The sequence below is a fragment of the Pseudomonas zeae genome (assembly GCF_014268485.2).
Lineage (GTDB): Bacteria > Pseudomonadota > Gammaproteobacteria > Pseudomonadales > Pseudomonadaceae > Aquipseudomonas > Aquipseudomonas neuropathica.
In genome coordinates this window covers 5,707,372-5,726,768 of sequence record NZ_CP077090.1, presented here as the reverse complement: position 1 = coordinate 5,726,768, position 19,397 = coordinate 5,707,372, and the positions used below count along the sequence as shown (strand labels likewise).

The window sequence follows — 19,397 nt, the reverse complement described above, 5'->3', positions numbered from 1 at the left end:
AAGGAGCTGAACCATGGCTAAAACCAATCATACGACATCAACCCCCATCACTGAACGCCGGCTGAAAATCGACGCTGATTTTTACCCGGTCCACACCAAGGAAAAAACCTACAGCCCCGCCAAACCCGTACCCTGGATCAGACTGCGCGGCCTGTGGTTACGGCAGGCAGGATTCGAGGTGAACGAGAACGTCAAAGTGCGTGTGATGAAAGGCTGTCTGGTGATTACAGCGGAATAGATGAATCGTCCGAGTAAAGCCGCAACGCTATTTGCGTAGGAAAAAACGCCGCTGACCCTCAAGGGATAGCGGCGTTTTTTGAGCGCTTTTCTGCCGGCTGCTCATTCGGTGTGAGTATCCGATAATCCGCAGCTCAAACCGGTAGGTGGCTAATTCAGCAGGACTCGAATACTTCCGGTTGTAGATCGGCGCTCAGGGGTTTTCCAAAGGGGCAGGTATGAAGCCTTGCTCTCTGAGTGACTTAATGACTCCCCGAATCAGATAGTTATTGGAAAATCCAATCGTGTACTGCCTCGCTCCGCGGGTAAGCGGTAAAAGCATTCCCTGATCCACCAGTTTTTTTATCAAGTAGGTCCGTTGATTACTCGAATGTTTGGGGAGTACAGCTGACACATCCGCAGATTTTACTACCTTCAGTTTAATCGCGGCAGAGAGCACCAGTTCCTCTGTCTCGGTGATCCATTCGCGTTCCCGTGCAAAGGCGATAGCAGGGACGAGAATGCACTTGGTGAGATAAGAATAATTGGTAAGGCGGTCGACCTTTTCAAGCTCGTCGCGGATGCCTTGCAAGACATACGTACACCATTGCTCCAACCCTTCCTTTGTTCCCTTGTCAGCTGTTGCGAGCATTGAGTAATAGCGTTCACGGTCGTTGCAGAACACGGCTGTAGGATTCAAGACGCGACCGCCCGTATTGACGTTGAAGCCATATTTCATCAGTAACGCATAGGTGAGCAGTCTGACCACGCGTCCATTGCCATTACCGAACGGGTGTATCCATCCAAATCTATGGTGCGCCAGCGCGACCTTCATCAGGTCATATTTGGGGGAGTCCTTACGGTTAACGAACTCGACGAGTTCCTCCATGTATGCCTGAATCTGGATGAAGTCGGGCGGCAGATGATCGGATTGTGAAATCCGCACACCACCGCTGCGGTATGCGCCTGGCGTTTTGTCGCCTTCGCGTTGGAGATTGTCGACGGTCATCGCGTGTAGCTCGCGGATCGTACGCTCGGTCAGTTCTGCGCCCGGCGCCATGATCTGCTCGATGTAATCCATCGCATTCTCGATGTTGGCTACCTCACGAAGCTGGTCAGTTTCGTGGGCCTTCCCCTCCACTTTGCTCTCAATGTAGTCCGCCAAGGTTGTGTGGTTGCCCTCAATGCGCGCAGAGCCGAGGCTTTCCAGCGCATGGAACAAAGACTTGAGTTGGTGGAACACCTGTGGCGGCGTATCGCCTTCGAGTCTCAGACGACGAAGGTGCTCCAGTTCGCTCAAGACATCCACCAGGTCAGAGTCAAAGGAGGGATTGAGCAGCGCCAGGTCGTGATGGAAAAACTCGGCCATGATAATAATTATCTCAAGTTTTATTTTTGATTATCTTGAATTTTCTATTGTAGAAGCCAATATTTATTGGCTAAAAACTGAGGTGTGAGGTTAGCATTATCTTGAATTTGATATTTACTTATGTGAAAAAAGGCGAAGTGCAAAATGTAAGAAAGTCTGACTGATGAGGTGCTGCGAGCGCACAGATCCAATCGAAAGGACTGAAGATAGACCTTTTGCAGGTGTGTAACCGGAAGGGGAGATTATTGCAGGCATAAAAAAACGGCCTACCTTTCGGTAAGCCGTTTTTAGTACTTGGTGGCTACACAGGGACTTGAACCCCGGACCCCAGCATTATGAATGCTATGCTCTAACCAACTGAGCTATGTAGCCAAGTGGCGCGCATTATTCCCCTGAAATGGAAAAGCGTCAAGCGTAAATTTAAAATTTTTTTCTACGCTTTCAACCGTTTATCAAAATCACCGACTCAGCAGCGGCGAAGGGCAGCGTTGGAACCAGCGGCTGGCCTGCTCATACGCGTGCGCCAATTGCAGGACAGCGAAGTCGGCCTGGTGCTTGCCGATGATTTGCAGCCCCATCGGTAAACCGTCCGAATTGAACCCCGCCTGAACATTGGCCACCGGGCAACCCGACAACGTGCCGGGGATGACCACCTCCATCCAGCGGTGATAGGTGTCCATCGCCACGCCTTCGATAGAGGTTGGCCACGGCTGGGTTTTATCGAAAGGGAACACTTGGGCGCTGGGCAGCAGCAGGTAATCGTACTTTTCGAACAGCCGAGAAATCGCCCGATACCAATCGCTGCGCATCACGGAGGCGGCGAACACTTCACTGGCCGATAGCTTCAAACCGTTTTCCACTTCCCAGATCGCTTCCGGTTTCAGCAATGCGCGTTTCTGCGGATCGGCATACGTCGCGCCAAGCGACCCCGCGACCATCCAGTGCCGCAACGTCCGCCAACTGCTCCACAGCCGCTCAGGCGCGAAATCCGGCTGAGCGGACTCAACGTGGCAGCCGAAGCTTTCAAAGTCGGCAAAGGTCTTCTCACACAGCGACAGAACGCCGTTCTCCATCGGCAGATAACCGTTGAAGTCGCCCAACCAACCCAACCGCGAGCCCTTGAAATCACGTTCCAGCGGCGCCGCAAACGCCTCACCGGATTCAGCGATGGACAGCGGCGCCCGAGCATCACCGCCAGCCTGCACCGACAACAGCAGCGCCGCATCTTTCACACTGCGCGCCATTGGCCCCTCATAACCGAGCTGATCAAAAAACAGATCGGCACTGTCATCAAACGGCACACGCCCCTGCGAAGGACGAAATCCAAAAATGTTGTTGAACGCCGCCGGATTACGCAGCGAACCCATCATGTCGCTGCCATCCGCCACCGGCACCATATGCATCGCCAGTGCCGCCGCCGCGCCGCCACTGCTGCCGCCCGCAGTTTTGCTCGAGTCATACGCGCAAGCGGTGGCGCCAAACAACGGGTTGTAACTTTGCGAGCCGAGGCCGAATTCCGGGGTGTTGGTCTTGCCGATGATGATCGCGCCGGCCGCCTTGATCCGCTCGACCATGATGCCGTCGCGATCAGGCACAAAATCCTTGTACAGCGGCGACCCCAGCGTGGTGCGAATACCTTGGGTCAGCGACAGATCCTTGATCGCGTGAGGCAAGCCATGCATCCAGCCACGGTACTCGCCGCGCGCCAGTTCGGCATCGCGCTCATTGGCCTGAGCCAGCAGATGTTCCGGCGACTGCAGGCTGATCAGCGCATTGACCAACGGGTTGAAACGTTCGATATGGGCAAGGTAAGTCTGCATCACTTCCCGGCAGGACACCTGGCGCAGGCGGATGCGGTCGGCGAGCGCGTGGGCCTGCAACAGGACCAGTTCGCTGATGTTATTAGAGTTCATTGCAAGCGGCCTTTCAGACGGCTGGAAAAGCGCCCCGCCAGTGCGACGGGGCGGTAAAGATCAACGCATCAGGTTGGTCCAGAGACGGTCGGCGAGGCGGATCGCGCCTTCGCCGCAGGTCTTGCTGAACACCACGTTAGTGCCCTCGGGAATGTGCAATTCCGGCGCGTCCTTGAGCGCCGCGTCGAGGAACGGTTCGACGCCTTTGATCGGGCTCTGGTGCTTGAGGAAGTTCTGCGTCATCGCTGAGTTTTCCGGCTGACTGAGGAAGGCGATAAACGCCTTGGCATTCGCCGGGTTTTTGCTGCCGGTAGGGATGACCATGTTGTCGACCCAGGCCAGCACGCCTTCTTTCGGATAGAGGTATTTCAGCGTCGGTTTCATCTCGCGGGCGCGCATCGACGAGCCGCCCCAGAACATCGACATGTCGATTTCACCCGAGGCAAGATTCTCGCGAATCGAGCCGGCCTTGGAGCTGTAGGTTTTCACGAACGGCTTCTGTGCCTTGAGCAAAGTCAGCACTTGCTGCATCTGTTTCGGGTCTTCGCTGCACAGCGGAATGTTCAGATAGAGGCTGGCCATGTCGACCATGTCGCTGACCGAGTCGAACATGTTGATACGCCCCTGCAATTCTGCTGGCGGCTCATACAAAACCTTGTAGCTGTCGGCCGGGCCTTTGTAGCGCGCCGAGTCCAGCACGACGCTGGTGGTGCCCCAAATGAATGGCACCGAATACGCGCCCTCCGGGTCCCAGCTCGGTTTTTTCAGGTTATCCACAACGCTGGCGTAGTAGGGTTCCTTGACCGGGTCGAAGCGCTCGAGCAGATTTTCCTTGATCAGGATCGGCACGAACTGGTGCGACGGAATCGCCACGTCATAACCGGCGCCGCCCTGTTTCAGTTTCGCCAGCAGCGTCTCGTTGGAGTCATAGGAATCGACGGTGACCTCGATGCCGGTCTGCTTCTGGAACTTGGCGAGAATCTCCGGCGAAAAGTAGCCGCTCCAGCTCACTACGTTGAGTTTTTCGGCGGCCTGAACACTGCCCATCATCGCCAGCGGCACAGTCAGAAACAACGAAGTGCCAACGCTTTTTATCCACTTGCTCATGCTATTTCCCCACAGGTCGTAGAAGGTTCAGGCGTTCTTTTTGCCCAACAGGTAAGAGAGGCTGACGAACAGCACCGAGACGCCGAGGATCAGCGTCGACACGGCGTTGACGTCGGGTGTCACGCCCATCCGTAGCAGGCCGAAAATGAAGATCGGCAGGGTCGTCGTGCCGGCCTGCGAGACCATCATCGAGATCACGAAGTTATCCAGCGAGACGATGAAGGCCAGCATCAGCCCGGAGAAAATCCCCGGCATCAGCAGCGGTAAAGTGACTTTGCGAAAGGTGCGCCACGGGCCGGCGTAGAGGTCGGCGGAGGCTTGTTCCAGCGACAGGTCCATGTCGTTCAGTCGTGCCCGAATCGGCAGGTAGGCGAAGGGAATGCAGAACACCGTGTGCGCGATGATCAGGTTGCCGTAACCCAGCGACAGACCGATGGTGGAGAACAGCGCCAGCGTCGCCACACCGACGACAATTTCTGGCAAAACCAGCGGCAACATGATCGCGCCCATCGACAAGTGCAGGCCCTTGAACTTGGCGCCGCGCGAGGTGCCGAGGGCGGCGAGGGTGGCAATCACCGTGGCGATCATGCTTGCGCAGACGGCGATCAATAGGCTGTTGCCAGCGGCCTGGCGCAGGGCCTGATTGGCGAACGCGGCGCGATACCAATCGAGGCTGAATCCGGTCCACACCGTCGCCGATTGGTTGGCGTTGAACGAGAACACCACCAGCACCACGATCGGCGCATACAGGTACAGATAGAACAGAAAACTGAAGCCGCCGAAACCGGGGAAGTCCTGCACGCCCAGCCCTTTGCGTTTGAATATGCCGATCATTACGCACCTCCTTTGGCGATGCGCTGACGCTCGGCGCGCAGGGCATACACGGTCAGCACCAGCATCACCGCTGCCATCAGCACCAGCGACAACGCCGCACCAAACGGCCAGTTACGCGCATCGCTGAACTGGCGGAAGATCAGGTTGCCGAGCATCATTCGCGTGCCGCCACCGAGCAGTTCCGGGGCGATCATCGCGCCCAGGCACGGTACAAAAGTGAGGATCGCGCCGGCGAGAATTCCCGGTTTGGCGATGGGCAAAACCACTTTGCGCAAGGTGCGTATGCGTCCGGCGTAGAGATCCTGCGCGGCTTCGAGCAGGCGGATGTCCATCTTTTCCAGCGTCGCGTAGATCGGCAAAACCACGAATGGCGCATAGGTGTAAACCAGCCCCAGCAGCACCGCGCCGTCGGTGTAGAGCAACTGCAACGGTTCGTGGATAACGCCCATGCCCATCAGGCTGTTGTTGATCACCCCGGTGTTGCGCAGCAGCAGAATCCACGCGTAAGTGCGGATCAGCAGGTTGGCCCAGAACGGCACGGTGATCAGAAAGATCAGCAAGCCACGGCGATGCGCCGGTTGCATGGCCAGCCACACCGCCACCGGAAAACCGATCAACAACGTGATGATCGTGGTCAGCCCGGCAATGCCGATCGAGCGCAGGGCGATGATCAAATACGAGTCGGCAAACGCGAGGCTGTCGTCCAGTTGCCGCTCGAACAGCAGTGAGGTATAGGCGTCGCTGCTGAAGACTTTGTTGACCCCGCCGTAGGGGTTGGCCTCCATCAGCGAATAGCCGATGACGATCAGAATCGGCACCAGCAGAAACAGGCCGATGGCGATCAGCGCCGGGCTGACCCCGAGGAAGCTCTGGAAAGCCTTGCGGCGTTCCAGCGTGTTGGCAATCGGTAAGGCGTGCATGGCAATTCCTCCGGCTCAGTCGTGCAGGACGCTGGCGCTTCCACGGTCGAACAACAGACCGGCCTGAGAGCCCACGGCAAAGCGCAGGCTCTGGTCGACGCAATTGGGCGTACGCACGGTGAGACGCGAACCGTCGCTGAGGCTGACCTGATATTGCAGATCGGTGCCGAGATAGATCTGCGCTTCGATCCGGCACGGCAGCGCGTTTTCGGTAGCCGCTGGTACCAGATGCAGACGCTCAGGTCGCACCGACAAGGTGACATTGGCGCCGACCTGCACATCGCTGCACGGTTGCGCCGGCAATGGATGACCCGCCGGGCCGGCGAACCACGCCTGACCGTCTTCCACGCGGGTGACGGTGCCTTCGATGAAATTGGTTTCGCCAATGAAATCGGCGACGAAGCGATTGCGCGGACGTTCGTAGATGTCTTCCGGGCTTCCGACCTGCTGCACTTCGCCTTCGGAGAGCACGGCAATGCGGTCGGACATGGTCAGCGCTTCTTCCTGGTCGTGGGTGACGAAGATGAAGGTAATGCCGGTCTTGGCCTGGATGGTTTTCAACTCTTCGCGCATCGCCTGACGCAGCTTGAGGTCGAGTGCCGACAGTGGCTCATCGAGCAGCAACACTTTCGGATGCGGTGCCAAAGCGCGGGCGAGGGCGACACGTTGCTGCTGACCGCCAGACAGTTGCGCCGGTTTGCGATTGGCGAAGCGCTCCATCTGCACCAGCGCCAACATCTCGCGCACGCGCTCGGCGATTTGCGCCTTGCTGAGGACTTTGCCCATCGGCTGCGATTCAAGACCGAAAGCGAGGTTCTCGGCGATGGTCATGTGCGGGAACAGCGCGTAATGCTGGAACACCGTGTTGACCGGACGCTGGAACGGCGGGCGATCAGCGATGTTTTCGCCGTAGAGCAGGATCTCGCCTTCGGTGGGAAATTCGAAACCGGCGATCATCCGCAGCAGCGTGGTCTTGCCGCAGCCGGAAGGGCCGAGAAGGGTGAAGAATTCGTTGTCGCGGATGTCCAGGTCGATGCTTTTCAGCGCCACCGGACCGGTCTGCGGATCACCGTAAACCTTGCGCACCGAGCGGATCGAGACCGCCAGCGTTTGCAGCGAATGCAGAGCATTCATGCGTTACCTCCGATTCCCCCATCGCCTGCGACTCGCTGTGCAAAGCGTTGCCGTCGGGCCATGGATATTATTTTTTTGGGCAGGATCGAGATTGCGTTCGGGTGTGAAACCAGCTGTTTTTTTGTTCTGCTGTGGCTCGATTATCAGCCAGAGGTTGCGCGGCGCGACACTTCAATTTAAACATGGCAGGTGTTAGTAAATTTAACAGCCGAAGGTGCCAGGAATCATGCCCGACCACCGTTTGCCGCCGCTCAACGCGGTGCGCGCCTTTGATGCCGCTGCCCGTTTGGGCAGCTATGTCGAAGCCTCGAAAGCCCTGCACGTGACCCAGCCTGCGATTGGCCGCCACGTGAAATTGCTCGAGGACTGGCTGGGCATTCAATTGTTCGAGCGCACCTCGCGCGGGGTCAATCTGACGACAGCGGGGGAGAAGTATCACCGCAAGATCAGCACCGCTTTGCAGTTGATCATCGAGGCGGGCAAAGAAGCGCAGCCGAAAGATGCCGAGCGCTGGCTGCGGATCATGGTGGTGCCGGGTTTCGCCAAGCGCTGGTTGATGCCTCGGATCGAAGCGCTGCGGCATCTGCGCCCGGGATTGAAACTGGCGATCGAACCGAATTCGACCTTCACCGAAGTGGATGGCAAAACGGCGGATCTGGGCATCGTCTACGGCCTCGACGGGCAATATGCCGACTCACGGGAAGCGCTGATTTGTCCTCGGGTTTTTCCGATCTGCACGCCGGCGTATCTGGCCAGCATTGCACCGATCAACAGCCCGGCTGATCTGGTCAGCCACGAACTGATCCACGTCGACGACGGCGAATGGTGGAATCTGTGGTTCGCCGCGCACGACCTCGATATCCATCTCAATTCCGACATGCTTTACGTCAACAACGATCACGCGCTGTCCGTGGCCGAGAGCGGGCAGGGCATCGCGCTGGCCAACGAGGTGCTGGTGCGGCATGAACTGGCCAGCGGCAAACTGGTGCGTGCGGTCGACGCTCAGGTGAAGCTTGAGAGCTATCGAGTGCTGACGCCGTCCGCCGAACTCTCGGCGGATGTGGCGTGGTTTATTCAATGGCTCAAGGCTGAACTGGAAACGGACTTCCCCGAGGCTGTGATCAACTGAGGCGGAAGCGTGCGGTGTTGTCACTCAGCGCTTTGCTGCCTTGGCTCAGGGTGTCCGCCGCCAGATTCACCGCCCGTGCGCCTTCAAGCAAACGTACGGCCGCCTGATCGACCTGCTGGATATTGCCGCTGACTTCATCGGCGGTGCTCGCTTGTTCCTCAACTGCCGTGGCGATCTGCGCCAGGGTGTCGGTGACGCTCTGCACGGCGCTGGCGATTTCGCCCAGGCGTTCACCGAGACCAGTCACCGACTCGGCATCGGTTTGCGCTTGGCCGCACGCCGCTTCCATCAAACTCACGGCTTCGTTGACCGTCGCGCGCAAGCTGTCGACCGTACCGGCGATCTGCGCGGTGGACGACTGTGTACGTTGTGAAAGGCTGCGCACTTCATCGGCGACCACGGCGAAACCGCGTCCCTGTTCACCCGCGCGAGCAGCCTCGATGGCTGCGTTGAGCGCCAGCAGATTGGTTTGTTCGGCGACACCGCGAATCGTGTCGACGACCAATTGAATCTGCTGGCCTTGCTCGCTGACCCGGCCCAACGCCGCAGCCGTTTCATTCAAACGCTGATTGAGCTGTTGAATACTCGCGGTGGTGCGCTGGCTGTCGCGGCTGCTGTCGGCGGCAATGCGCCGGGTGTGCTGGGCGCTGCCGGAAGCCTGTTCGCAACTCTGCGCCACGCCTTGCGACGTCGCAGCCAATTGCGTGGCGGCTGCGGCGATCTGGCTGATCTGCAATTGCTGCGCTTCGACTTCGCCGAGAGCGCCGCTGGAGTGTTCGTTGAGGCTGCGCACGGCATGGCTCAGTTGCGAGGTTTCGTGATCGACACCGAGCATGCTCGCCCGCAGTTGCACCACGGCAACGTTGAGTGCGGTGCTGATCGCTGCCAGCTCATCGCGGCCCACCACCGGCACTTGCAAGCTCAGGTTGCCATCGCGCAGGGCTTCGGCGAGCAGGGTGATGCCGCTGGCGCTGCGACGGATCGAGGCTTGCAGGCAGACAAACAGGTACAACGCCGCGAGCAGTAGGCAGCCGAAGATCGCCGCGACGATGATGAACTGGCGGATCGCTGAGCTGTGGTAAGCGTCAAGTCGCTGATCCAGTGACACCAGCGATTGCTGGCGCAGTGCGGCTAGGTCGGTCAGCAGCGCATCGAGGCTGCGTTCGAACTCTTCGGGTTTGAGATTGATAGAGCCGCCGAACACGCCGTCGTCCAACACCTTCAGACCGCTGTCGAGGTTTTTGAGGCTGTCGTGGTATTGGCTGGCCCAGCTCTGCTGATCTTTCGGCAGGCGTGCTTCGAGCAGCGTGGCGGTTTTGACCAGTTGCTCGCGGGCGTCACCGATGCGGCTGCGCAGGTCGCGCAACTGCAAACGGCTTTGCAGGGTGAATTGGCCGGAAACCACGGAGGCCTGGCCGACCGCAGCGAGGCGGCCGACGCGTTCGATCAGGTCCGGCGCGTGTTGCGTTGATATCTGCGTCAGCAGGTAGGTTTCCAGCCACGGCGCGAGGGTCAGGCGATTGTCCATGACGATCTGCTCGCGCAACGCTTGCAGGGCGCTGAGGGCGTTGGTGAAACGGTCGTAACCGTCCGGCCACCAACCGACACCGCTGAGGCTTTTCGAGTCCAGGCCGTTGAGCGCGGTTTGCAGCGCTTGATAGCGGGTGAGTGTTTCCCCCTCGGCGCCTTCATTTTTCAGCGCAGCGCCTAAATCGGTGGTGGCTTGCAGAACCGCCGGTTGCACCGCGTCGAATGCGCCCATGGCGGCGAGGGTGGCCGGCGTCGGTTGGCGATTGGTTTCCGTGGCGCGCCAGCGGGCGGCGCGGTCACGTTGGGCGGCGAGCAGGTTGTCCAGCGCATCCAGCGCGAGCAACTGGCGGACACCGGCACGTTCGCCGGAAATCAGATTGAGTTTGTCGCGATAGTCCTGGCCAATCATCAACAGGCTGCCGGCCAACGGCAGAATGAACAGCAGAAACAACAACTGGAATTTACCTGCGAAGCCAAACCGCCCCAGCAATTTGATCCCCGGTGAAAGGAAAGCCTGCATGCCCCATGACTCCTCTGGACACCACGCACCAATGGCGTGCATCGCGGTCGTTCGACGTTGATGTTGTGCCCTGCTAAAAGGCCTCGAAAGTTCACTCTCGCCCGCTCTGTAGGCCGGCTCTGTAGCGAAACTTCCCATTGTCGGTACCCTTTGTAAGGGCGCCGCGTTCAAGGGAAGTAGCAAGGCAAGATTCAGACCATGGCGTTGCGCTATCACTTTGCAGTCGACGACCAGCCAGTTAGTTAGCTGGCTAAGGGGATGGCGCTGGCGCACCGAAAAATGGCACATTGACGCACCTGCCTGCGTGCACCCATCTGCTGTCCGGAAACTTTCATGGCTATCAGCAACGTTCAGACCGCCGCTGCCTCGGCGCCCGCTGCTCCGCAAAGCAGCCCATTGGTGATGCGTATCATCGGCGCGGTGGCGCTGGCGCATTTGATCAACGACCTGATCCAGTCGGTGCTGCCGTCGATCTACCCGATGCTCAAGGCCAATTACGGCCTGACCTTTACTCAGGTCGGCCTGATTACTCTGACCTTTCAGCTGACCGCATCTTTGTTGCAGCCGTGGGTCGGTTATCACACCGATCGGCATCCGAAACCGTGGTTGTTGCCGGCCGGGTCGATTTGCACGTTGATTGGCATCGTGATGATGTCGATGGTCGGCAGTTTCCCGTTGATTCTGCTGGCGGCGGCGCTCATCGGTATCGGTTCCTCGACGTTCCACCCCGAAGCCTCGCGGATCGCACGACTCGCCTCGGGCGGACGCTTTGGTCTGGCGCAATCGACCTTCCAGGTCGGCGGTAACGCCGGTTCCGCGTTCGGTCCGTTGCTGGCGGCGGCGATCATCATTCCGTTCGGTCAGGCCAACGTGGCGTGGTTCGGCCTGTTCGCGGTGTTTGCGCTGTTCGTGCTGTACCGCATCAGTCGCTGGTACGCCCATCACCTCAATCTGTTCAAGCTCAAGGCCGGTCAGGCAGCGACTCACGGGCTGTCGAAGGGCAGGGTGATCAGTGCGTTGGTGGTGCTGGGGCTGTTGGTGTTCTCCAAGTATTTCTACATGGCCAGCCTGACCAGCTATTTCACCTTTTACCTGATCGAGAAGTTCGACCTGTCGGTGGCCAGTTCGCAACTGCACCTGTTCCTGTTCTTGGGCGCGGTGGCGGCGGGGACGTTCTTCGGTGGGCCGATCGGCGACAAGATCGGGCGTAAGGCGGTGATCTGGTTCTCGATCCTCGGTGTGGCGCCGTTCACGTTGCTGATGCCTCACGTCGATCTGTTCTGGACCAGCGTCCTCAGCGTGGTGATTGGCTTCATTCTGGCTTCAGCGTTCTCGGCGATTGTGGTGTACGCGCAGGAACTGGTGCCGGGCAATGTCGGGATGATTGCCGGGGTGTTCTTCGGTTTGATGTTTGGTTTTGGCGGGATTGGCGCGGCGTTGCTGGGGCACCTGGCGGATATTCACGGGATTGAGTACGTGTATTTCCTCTGCTCTTTCCTGCCGTTGTTTGGCGTGTTGGCAATCTTCTTGCCGCGTACCAAAAAGGCCTGATTCACACATTTCCCATTGTAGGAGTGAGCCTGCTCGCGATAGCGGTGTGTCAGTTACGGTTGAGTTGACTGACACTCCGCTATCGCGAGCAGGCTCACTCCTACAGGGGATTGGTGGTGTGGCGGAAGATATTTCAGGCACAAAAAAGCCGCGTATCAGACGCGGCTTTTTCTTGGGCGTAACGCTTACACGTTGAAGCGGAAGTGCATCACGTCGCCGTCTTTGACGATGTAATCCTTGCCTTCCAGACGCCATTTACCGGCCTCTTTGGTGCCGGCTTCGCCCTTGTACTGGATGAAGTCGTTGTAGGCGATCACTTCGGCGCGGATGAAGCCCTTCTCGAAGTCGGTGTGGATCACGCCAGCAGCCTGAGGTGCGGTGGCACCGACTTTGACGGTCCAGGCGCGGACTTCTTCGACACCGGCGGTGAAGTAGGTCTGCAGGTGCAGCATTTCGTAGCCGGCGCGGATCACGCGGTTCAGGCCAGGCTCTTCCAGGCCCAGGGCCTCGAGGAACATGTCCTTCTCTTCGCCGTCATCCAGTTCGGCGATTTCCGCTTCGATCTTGTTGCAGACCGGAACGACCATCGCGCCTTCTTCTTCGGCGATGGCGCGAACCACGTCCAGGTGCGGGTTGTTCTCGAAACCGTCTTCAGCAACGTTGGCGATGTACATGACCGGTTTGGTGGTCAGCAGGTGGAAGCCCTTGATCACCGCTTTTTCGTCGGCGCTCATGTTCTTCATCAGGCTGCGCGCCGGTTTGGCTTCGGTGAAGTGCGCGATCAGTTGCTCCAGCAGAGCCTTCTGAACCACGGCGTCCTTGTCACCGCCCTTGGCGTTGCGCGCGACTTTCTGCAGTTGCTTCTCGCAGCTGTCGAGGTCGGCGAAGATAAGTTCCAGGTCGATGATTTCGATGTCGCGCTTCGGGTCGACGCTGTTGGACACGTGGATCACGTTTTCGTCTTCGAAGCAGCGCACGACGTGAGCGATCGCGTCGGTTTCACGGATGTTGGCCAGGAACTTGTTGCCCAGGCCTTCACCTTTCGAGGCGCCGGCAACCAGGCCTGCGATGTCGACGAATTCCATGGTGGTCGGCAGGATGCGCTTCGGATTGACGATGGCCGCCAGTGCTTCCAGGCGCGGATCCGGCATCGGCACGATGCCGCTGTTCGGCTCGATGGTGCAGAAGGGGAAGTTCTCGGCCGCGATACCGGATTTGGTCAGGGCGTTGAACAGGGTGGACTTGCCGACGTTAGGCAGGCCGACGATGCCGCAATTGAATCCCATGGTGTTTCCCCTCGGAGTAGAGTCAGGCCTTCTGGCTGTGCAGGTTTTTCATCGCGCGGTTCCATTCACCGGCGAGGATATCCGGCAGCACGCCGAGGGCAAAGTCGATGCTGGCATCGAGTTTTTCCTGTTCGGCGCGTGGCGCACGACCCAGGACGAAATTTGAAACCATACTGGCGACGCCCGGGTGGCCAATGCCAAGCCGCAGGCGGTAGAACGTATTCTGATTACCCAGTTGCGCAATGATGTCGCGCAACCCGTTGTGACCGCCATGGCCGCCGCCCTGCTTGAGCTTGGCAACGCCCGGAGGCAAGTCGAGTTCGTCATGCGCCACCAGAATTTCTTCAGGCTTGATGCGGAAGAAACCGGCGAGTGCCGCCACGGCCTGGCCGCTGCGGTTCATGTAGGTGGTGGGAATCAGCAGACGAACATCCTGACCCTGATGCGAATAGCGCCCGGTCAGGCCGAAATATTTGCGATCGGCCACAAGATTCACATTCTGTGCGTGGGCGATGCGCTCAACAAAAAGGGCCCCTGCGTTATGCCGGGTCTGGTCGTATTCGGCGCCTGGATTTCCCAGGCCAACGATCAGTTTGATGGCAGTCACGATAGGGGCCCTTCCTTTGAGTGGTGAGTAACATCGCCGTGATCAGGCAAAGCGGCGAAAGTGGACGAAAAATGCTCATTTACCATGGATGTAAACTCCGCGTTCTCGCCCGCTTTCTCGCTACGTTCCAGTCCGCGATGTTACTTGCTCACTCAGGCTAAACAGAGTGAATTACTCTGCTGCGCCTTCTTCGGTAGCTTCTGGAGCAACGCGTGGAGCGTGTACGTTTGCAACAGCTTTGTCGTCACCGTGAGCCAGTGCAACGAACTCAACGCCTTTAGGGGCTTTGATGTCGGACAGGTGGACGATTGCGCCGATTTCCAGAGCCGACAGGTCGACTTCGATGAACTCAGGCAGATCTTTCGGCAGGCAAGTTACTTCGATTTCGTTCAGGACGTGCGAGATCTCGCCGCCTTTCTTGATCGGAGCTTCTTCACCAACAAAGTGCACAGGCACGATAGCGGTCAGTTTCTGACCGGCTACGACGCGTACGAAGTCAGCGTGCAGAACGTGACCCTTGGATGGGTGACGTTGCAGAGCTTTGATGATGACGTTCTGCTTTTTGCCGCCAACGTTCAGTTCGATAACGTGGCTGTAGGCAGCTTCGTTTTCGAGCAGTTTGGCAACTTCTTTGGCCAGCATGCTGATGGATTCAGGGGCTTTTTCGCCACCGTAAACAACAGCTGGAACCAGAGCGGCGAGACGACGCAGGCGGCGGCTCGCACCTTTCCCCAGGTCGGAACGCACTTCAGCATTCAGAGTAAAATCGTTCATTTTGTATCTCCAAAATAGCCATGACCGAGTGGCGTTTGCGACCAGCGCCGAACACGGTATGGGCAAAAAAGCCCCGCCCCGGCAGGAATGCCGGGGCGGGGCGCTTTTCGTCAACGAGACATTTCGAGAAGGGCAGGGCCCTTAACGGAACATCGCGCTGATCGATTCTTCATTGCTGATGCGGCGAACCGCTTCGGCAACAACCGGTGCGATATCCAGTTGACGGATACGTGCACAGGCTTGTGCTGCAGCGGACAGCGGGATGGTGTTAGTCACCACCAGCTCGTCCAGCACGGAATTTTCGATATTCTCGATGGCCCGACCCGACAGCACAGGGTGTGTGCAGTAGGCAAAGACCTTGGCTGCGCCATGCTCTTTCAGGGCCTTGGCCGCGTGGCACAGAGTGCCGGCGGTATCGACCATGTCATCGACCAGAATGCAGGTACGCCCTTCGACATCACCGATGATATGCATCACTTCTGAGTGATTGGCTTTCTCACGGCGTTTGTCGATGATCCCGAGATCCACGCCCAGGGATTTGGCAACGGCACGTGCACGCACGACGCCACCAATGTCCGGGGATACGATCATCAGGTTTTCGAAGCGCTGATCTTCAATGTCATCCACCAGAACCGGGGAGCCGTAGATGTTATCTACCGGAATATCGAAGAAACCCTGAATCTGGTCAGCATGCAGATCAACCGTGAGAACACGGTCGATGCCGACTACGGTGAGCATGTCAGCAACGACTTTCGCGCTGATAGCCACACGTGCGGAACGCGGACGGCGATCCTGACGGGCATAACCAAAATAAGGAATAACAGCAGTGATACGAGTAGCCGAGGAGCGGCGGAAGGCATCAGCCATCACTACCAGTTCCATCAGGTTATCGTTGGTCGGGGCGCAAGTCGGCTGAATAATGAAAACGTCTTTACCGCGAACGTTTTCATTGATCTCGGCAGTAATTTCGCCGTCGGAGAACTTACCGACAGAGATGTCACCGAGAGGGATATGCAGCTGACGTACAACACGCCGAGCCAGATCGGGGTTAGCATTCCCCGTAAAGACCATCATCTTGGACACGCGCAGTACCTAGAGGCTGAGGGTAACCTGGATGAGTATAGAAAATGGCAGGGGCGGCTGGATTCGAACCAACGCATGGCAGGATCAAAACCTGCTGCCTTACCGCTTGGCGACGCCCCTGTATCTGTTGCATCAAGTGCCGTGCACTTGGTTCCTTTAGAGCAGACTTTGCAGCTTGCGGTGCAACATCGAAACGTTGCTGCCTTTGGCTACAAATCCTGTAAGGGTCTCTGTCAGAAGGGCCGAGACTTTATCAGCTTCAGCTTTGCTTGGGAAGCCCCCAAACACACAACTTCCAGTTCCGGTGAGCTTTGCTTCGGTAAATTTACCTAACAAATCCAATGCGTTACGTACTTCTGGATAACGCCTTGCAACCACCGGCAAGCAGTCATTTCGACTGTTTCCCTCGGGAACGGGGCGCACTTTAATGGGCGGCGTGTTACGTGTCAACAAAGGATCGGAAAAAATTTCTGCCGTACTTACAGAGACTTGCGGCACGAGCACCAGATACCACGGTTCTTCGGGATCCACGGGGGTGAGTTTCTCGCCCACGCCCTCGGCAAACGCCGCATGGCCACGGACGAAAACCGGTACGTCGGCCCCCAGCGAAAGGCCCAGTGCGGCCAGGTGATCTTCATCCCAACCCAACTGCCACAAATGATTCAGGCCGAGCAAAGTCGTCGCCGCGTTCGAACTGCCGCCACCAATTCCGCCGCCCATGGGCAGGACTTTATCAATCCAGATATCGATGCCGAGCGAGCAACCGGACTGTTGCTGGAGCATTTTTGCTGCACGCACGATCAGGTTGCTGTCATGCGGCACGCCGGCGAACTCGGTGTGCAACTGAATCACGCCGTCATCGCGCACGGCAAAAGTGATTTCATCGCCGTAATCGACAAACTGAAACAGCGTCTGCAATTCGTGATAGCCGTCTTCACGGCGACCGAGAATGTGCAGCATCAGGTTGAGTTTGGCCGGCGACGGCAGGGTCAGGCGTGCAGCGGTCATGGGTTACTGCCCCAACTTGCGCGGTTGCCAGGTCTTGATCACCAGCGTCACGTCGAGGTCAGTGCCGTGCAGTTTGATGCGCTCGGGCAACCAGTAACCGTTTTGTTCGGTGTAGGCGGTGTATTCGACTTTCCAGCCATCCTGTTCCAGGTTGGCCAGACGGCTGTTGGCGTCCAGATTCAGGCGACTTTTACTGTCCGGAGCCGGCAGGCCACGCACCCACCAGGCCAGATTCGACACCGGCAGTTTCCAGCCAAGCTGTTCTTCGAGCAAGGCTTCCGGGGACTGCGATTCGTAGCGCCCCTGATTGGCGACTTCCAGCGACACTTTGCCCGGACGCCCGGTCAGGCGTGCGGCGCCACGACCCAGCGGGCCGGACAAACGAATGTCGTAGTAATCCTGACGTTGCAGCCAGAACAGCGTGCCGCTACCGGAATCTTTCGGTGCGCGGATGCCAATCTTGCCGTCGATCTGCCAGCCATCAAGGCCGGTCAGCTGTTGTTTGTTAGCGGCCCATTGAGCCGGACTGCCGTGGCCCTCGACCGATTCGCGGGTACCAAAACCCGAGCAGCCGGCGAGCAGGGCGATGAAGCTGAAAACAATAACGTGGCGCAAAAACATGGGTTAAAGAGTCTCGGATCCGGTCAGGCGCTTGATGGTGCTGCGCAGAATGGTGCTGTCGGGCTGATCCTTGAGGAATTTGCCCCAGATTTGTTTGGCTTCACGCTGGTTGCCCTTGGTCCACAAGACTTCACCGAGGTGCGCGGCGACTTCGTGATCAGGGAAGCGCTCCAGCGCCTGACGCAGATATTTCTCGGCGTCATCCAGATTGCCCATGCGGTAATTCACCCAGCCGAGGCTGTCGAGTACGGCTGGGTCTTCCGGATTGATCTGGTGCGCCTGCTCGATCAGCGCTTTCGCTTCAGCGTAGCGAGTGGTGCGGTCGGACAAGGTGTAGCCGAGCGCGTTAAGTGCCATGGCGTTGTCCGGATCGCGCTTGATGATCAGGCGCAGGTCTTTTTCCATCTGTGCCAGATCATTGCGTTTTTCCGCGAGCATCGCCCGGGTGTAGAGCAGATTCAGGTCGTCCGGGTATTGCTGCAAGGCGTGTTGCAAGACTTTCCAGGCCTTGTCGTCCTGTTTGTTGGCCGACAGGGTTTCCGATTCGATCAGATAGAGCTGAATCGCGTAATCCGGTTGCTCGTCGCGCTGGGCGGCGAGTTTGCTTTGCGCTTCAGCGGTCTTGCCGTTGTTCATCAGAATATCGGCCTGACGCAATTGCGCCGGCAGATAATCATTGCCCGGGCCAACCTGGGCGTATTCGATAAGGGCGCCTTGCGGGTCGTTGCGCTCTTCAGCGATGCGGCCGAGGTTCAGGTGCGCCGAATCGACGTGACTTTCGCGGGCGATCAAATCTTCCAGATAACCTTTGGCCTCGTCCCAGGCTTTGGCCTCAAGGCAGACCAAGGCCAGCGAGTAACGCAGTTCGTCGTCTTCCGGGTATTGCTGAACCAGACTGGAAAACTCGGCCTTGGCGTCGTCCATGCGGTCTTGCTCAACCAGCATGCGCGCGTAAGTCAGGCGCAGGCGTTTGTCGTCCGGGTACTTCTTGATGCTTTTTTGCAGCAGGGGCAGCGCTTCGTCGCCACGGTTCAGCAATTGCAGCAGGCGCGCGCGCAGCAGAATCGGCGCGATCTCGCCTTCTTCCGGCGGGTGGTCTTCGAGCAATGCCAGAGCGGCTTTGTTGTCGCCGTCCTGTTGCAGGAGCAGGGCCTTGCCGAAAATCAGCTGGCTGTTGTTCGGATGGCGTTGCAACAAACGGTCGAAACTTTTCATCAGACCGTTACGGGTTTCCTGATCGGTATCGGCGGCCGACAGCGCGAGGAAGTCGAAATGGGTATCGCCCTTGCCCTGCAGGACTTTCTCCATATAGACCATCGAGTCGTCATAACGCCCGGCGCGCGCCAGTTGCACGGCGGCGGCGCGTTGCGCTTCGAGGTCGTCCGGGGCGTTTTTCGCCCAGATCAGCGCGGTATCGAGGGCCGGTTGATCGGCGCCCAGATATTCGGCGATACGGAATGCACGCTCGGAGACACCCGGATCCTGGGTGTTGATGGCCTGGGTCACGTAGTTATCCAGGGCAATATCGAAACGATTGCGCTGGCCGGCGAGTTCGGCGCTCAACAGGCTGAAAACGGTTTCCTCGCTGAACGAGCTGTAAACCTTGGGCTTTTCAGGCGCGGGCGTGGTGTCTTCGACCGAAGGCGTACCGTCCGGCGAAACGGGCGCCAAGGCCTGGCAGCCGCTGAGGAAGACAAAAGCGAGGAGCAACGCGGAAGATCTATTCATATAGGAAGAGGACGACTAACCTGCGGTCGGATCATCATGACACAAGCCTTCGGCCAAACATAACCGA

Annotated in this window: 17 protein-coding genes and 2 tRNA genes; 3 read left to right on the top strand and 16 right to left on the bottom strand. The window is 58.3% G+C overall.

What is annotated here, in order from left to right; all coding sequences use genetic code 11:
• Nucleotides 1–13: 13 nt before the first annotated feature.
• Nucleotides 14–238, top strand: a complete 225-nt coding sequence (locus tag HU754_RS25255; RefSeq protein ID WP_186624700.1) for a SymE family type I addiction module toxin — start codon at nt 14–16, stop codon at nt 236–238.
• 192 nt (nt 239–430) lie between these two features.
• Here the strand turns inward: HU754_RS25255 and HU754_RS25250 are convergent, their stop codons facing one another.
• The 7 genes from HU754_RS25250 to HU754_RS25220 form a co-directional block, all read right to left on the bottom strand.
• Nucleotides 431–1,585 carry a Fic family protein gene (locus tag HU754_RS25250; RefSeq protein WP_186624699.1) on the bottom strand — a complete coding sequence of 385 codons (1,155 nt, stop codon included), beginning with the start codon at nt 1,583–1,585 and terminating at the stop codon, nt 431–433.
• 295 nt (nt 1,586–1,880) lie between these two features.
• Nucleotides 1,881–1,957 (bottom strand) — tRNA-Met (locus HU754_RS25245).
• Nucleotides 1,958–2,043: 86 nt separating this feature from the next.
• Nucleotides 2,044–3,498, bottom strand: coding sequence for an amidase (locus HU754_RS25240; protein ID WP_186624698.1), 1,455 nt, complete (start codon nt 3,496–3,498; stop codon nt 2,044–2,046).
• A gap of 60 nt (nt 3,499–3,558) precedes the next feature.
• Nucleotides 3,559–4,605, bottom strand: coding sequence for an ABC transporter substrate-binding protein (locus tag HU754_RS25235; protein ID WP_093441473.1), 1,047 nt, complete (start codon nt 4,603–4,605; stop codon nt 3,559–3,561).
• 27 nt (nt 4,606–4,632) lie between these two features.
• Entirely contained in the window at nt 4,633–5,439 is an 807-nt protein-coding gene (locus HU754_RS25230) for an ABC transporter permease (RefSeq protein ID WP_186624697.1), read from the bottom strand.
• A complete protein-coding gene (locus HU754_RS25225; RefSeq protein WP_064120432.1) occupies nt 5,439–6,359 on the bottom strand; it encodes an ABC transporter permease in 921 nt (306 codons plus the stop codon). The genes HU754_RS25230 and HU754_RS25225 overlap by 1 nt, the downstream gene beginning before the upstream one ends.
• A gap of 15 nt (nt 6,360–6,374) precedes the next feature.
• Nucleotides 6,375–7,493: an ABC transporter ATP-binding protein gene (locus tag HU754_RS25220; RefSeq protein ID WP_186624696.1), complete on the bottom strand. Its 1,119-nt coding sequence runs from the start codon at nt 7,491–7,493 to the stop codon at nt 6,375–6,377.
• 226 nt (nt 7,494–7,719) lie between these two features.
• Between HU754_RS25220 and HU754_RS25215 the strand changes: the two genes are divergently transcribed.
• A complete protein-coding gene (locus HU754_RS25215) occupies nt 7,720–8,622 on the top strand; it encodes a LysR substrate-binding domain-containing protein (RefSeq protein ID WP_186624695.1) in 903 nt (300 codons plus the stop codon).
• Here HU754_RS25215 and HU754_RS29905 read toward each other — a convergent pair.
• The gene (locus HU754_RS29905) at nt 8,615–9,457 is read right to left on the bottom strand and encodes a methyl-accepting chemotaxis protein (RefSeq protein ID WP_437182492.1); all 843 of its coding nucleotides are present in this window, start codon (nt 9,455–9,457) and stop codon (nt 8,615–8,617) included. The genes HU754_RS25215 and HU754_RS29905 overlap by 8 nt on opposite strands.
• A gap of 1,548 nt (nt 9,458–11,005) precedes the next feature.
• On the opposite strand from HU754_RS29905, the gene HU754_RS25205 reads away from it, so the two are divergent.
• Entirely contained in the window at nt 11,006–12,223 is a 1,218-nt protein-coding gene (locus HU754_RS25205; RefSeq protein ID WP_099757174.1) for an MFS transporter, read from the top strand.
• Between the two features lie 185 nt (nt 12,224–12,408).
• On the opposite strand, the gene ychF is transcribed toward HU754_RS25205, so the two are convergent.
• From ychF to HU754_RS25165, 8 genes are all read right to left on the bottom strand, one after another.
• The gene (gene ychF, locus HU754_RS25200) at nt 12,409–13,509 is read right to left on the bottom strand and encodes a redox-regulated ATPase YchF (RefSeq protein WP_007912904.1); all 1,101 of its coding nucleotides are present in this window, start codon (nt 13,507–13,509) and stop codon (nt 12,409–12,411) included.
• 22 nt (nt 13,510–13,531) lie between these two features.
• Nucleotides 13,532–14,116, bottom strand: coding sequence for an aminoacyl-tRNA hydrolase (gene pth, locus HU754_RS25195; protein WP_008079560.1), 585 nt, complete (start codon nt 14,114–14,116; stop codon nt 13,532–13,534).
• A 171-nt stretch (nt 14,117–14,287) separates the two neighbouring features.
• Nucleotides 14,288–14,890 (bottom strand): 50S ribosomal protein L25/general stress protein Ctc, encoded by a 603-nt coding sequence (locus tag HU754_RS25190; protein WP_093441442.1) that lies wholly within the window; start codon nt 14,888–14,890, stop codon nt 14,288–14,290.
• 141 nt (nt 14,891–15,031) lie between these two features.
• Nucleotides 15,032–15,973 (bottom strand): ribose-phosphate pyrophosphokinase, encoded by a 942-nt coding sequence (locus HU754_RS25185; RefSeq protein ID WP_003171603.1) that lies wholly within the window; start codon nt 15,971–15,973, stop codon nt 15,032–15,034.
• Between the two features lie 45 nt (nt 15,974–16,018).
• Nucleotides 16,019–16,093 (bottom strand) — tRNA-Gln (locus HU754_RS25180).
• Between the two features lie 36 nt (nt 16,094–16,129).
• Nucleotides 16,130–16,981 (bottom strand): 4-(cytidine 5'-diphospho)-2-C-methyl-D-erythritol kinase, encoded by an 852-nt coding sequence (gene ispE / locus HU754_RS25175; protein ID WP_093441437.1) that lies wholly within the window; start codon nt 16,979–16,981, stop codon nt 16,130–16,132.
• A gap of 3 nt (nt 16,982–16,984) precedes the next feature.
• Nucleotides 16,985–17,602, bottom strand: coding sequence for a lipoprotein insertase outer membrane protein LolB (gene lolB, locus HU754_RS25170; RefSeq protein WP_038360912.1), 618 nt, complete (start codon nt 17,600–17,602; stop codon nt 16,985–16,987).
• A 3-nt stretch (nt 17,603–17,605) separates the two neighbouring features.
• A complete protein-coding gene (locus HU754_RS25165; protein ID WP_093441433.1) occupies nt 17,606–19,330 on the bottom strand; it encodes a tetratricopeptide repeat protein in 1,725 nt (574 codons plus the stop codon).
• Between the last annotated feature and the right edge of the window lie 67 nt (nt 19,331–19,397).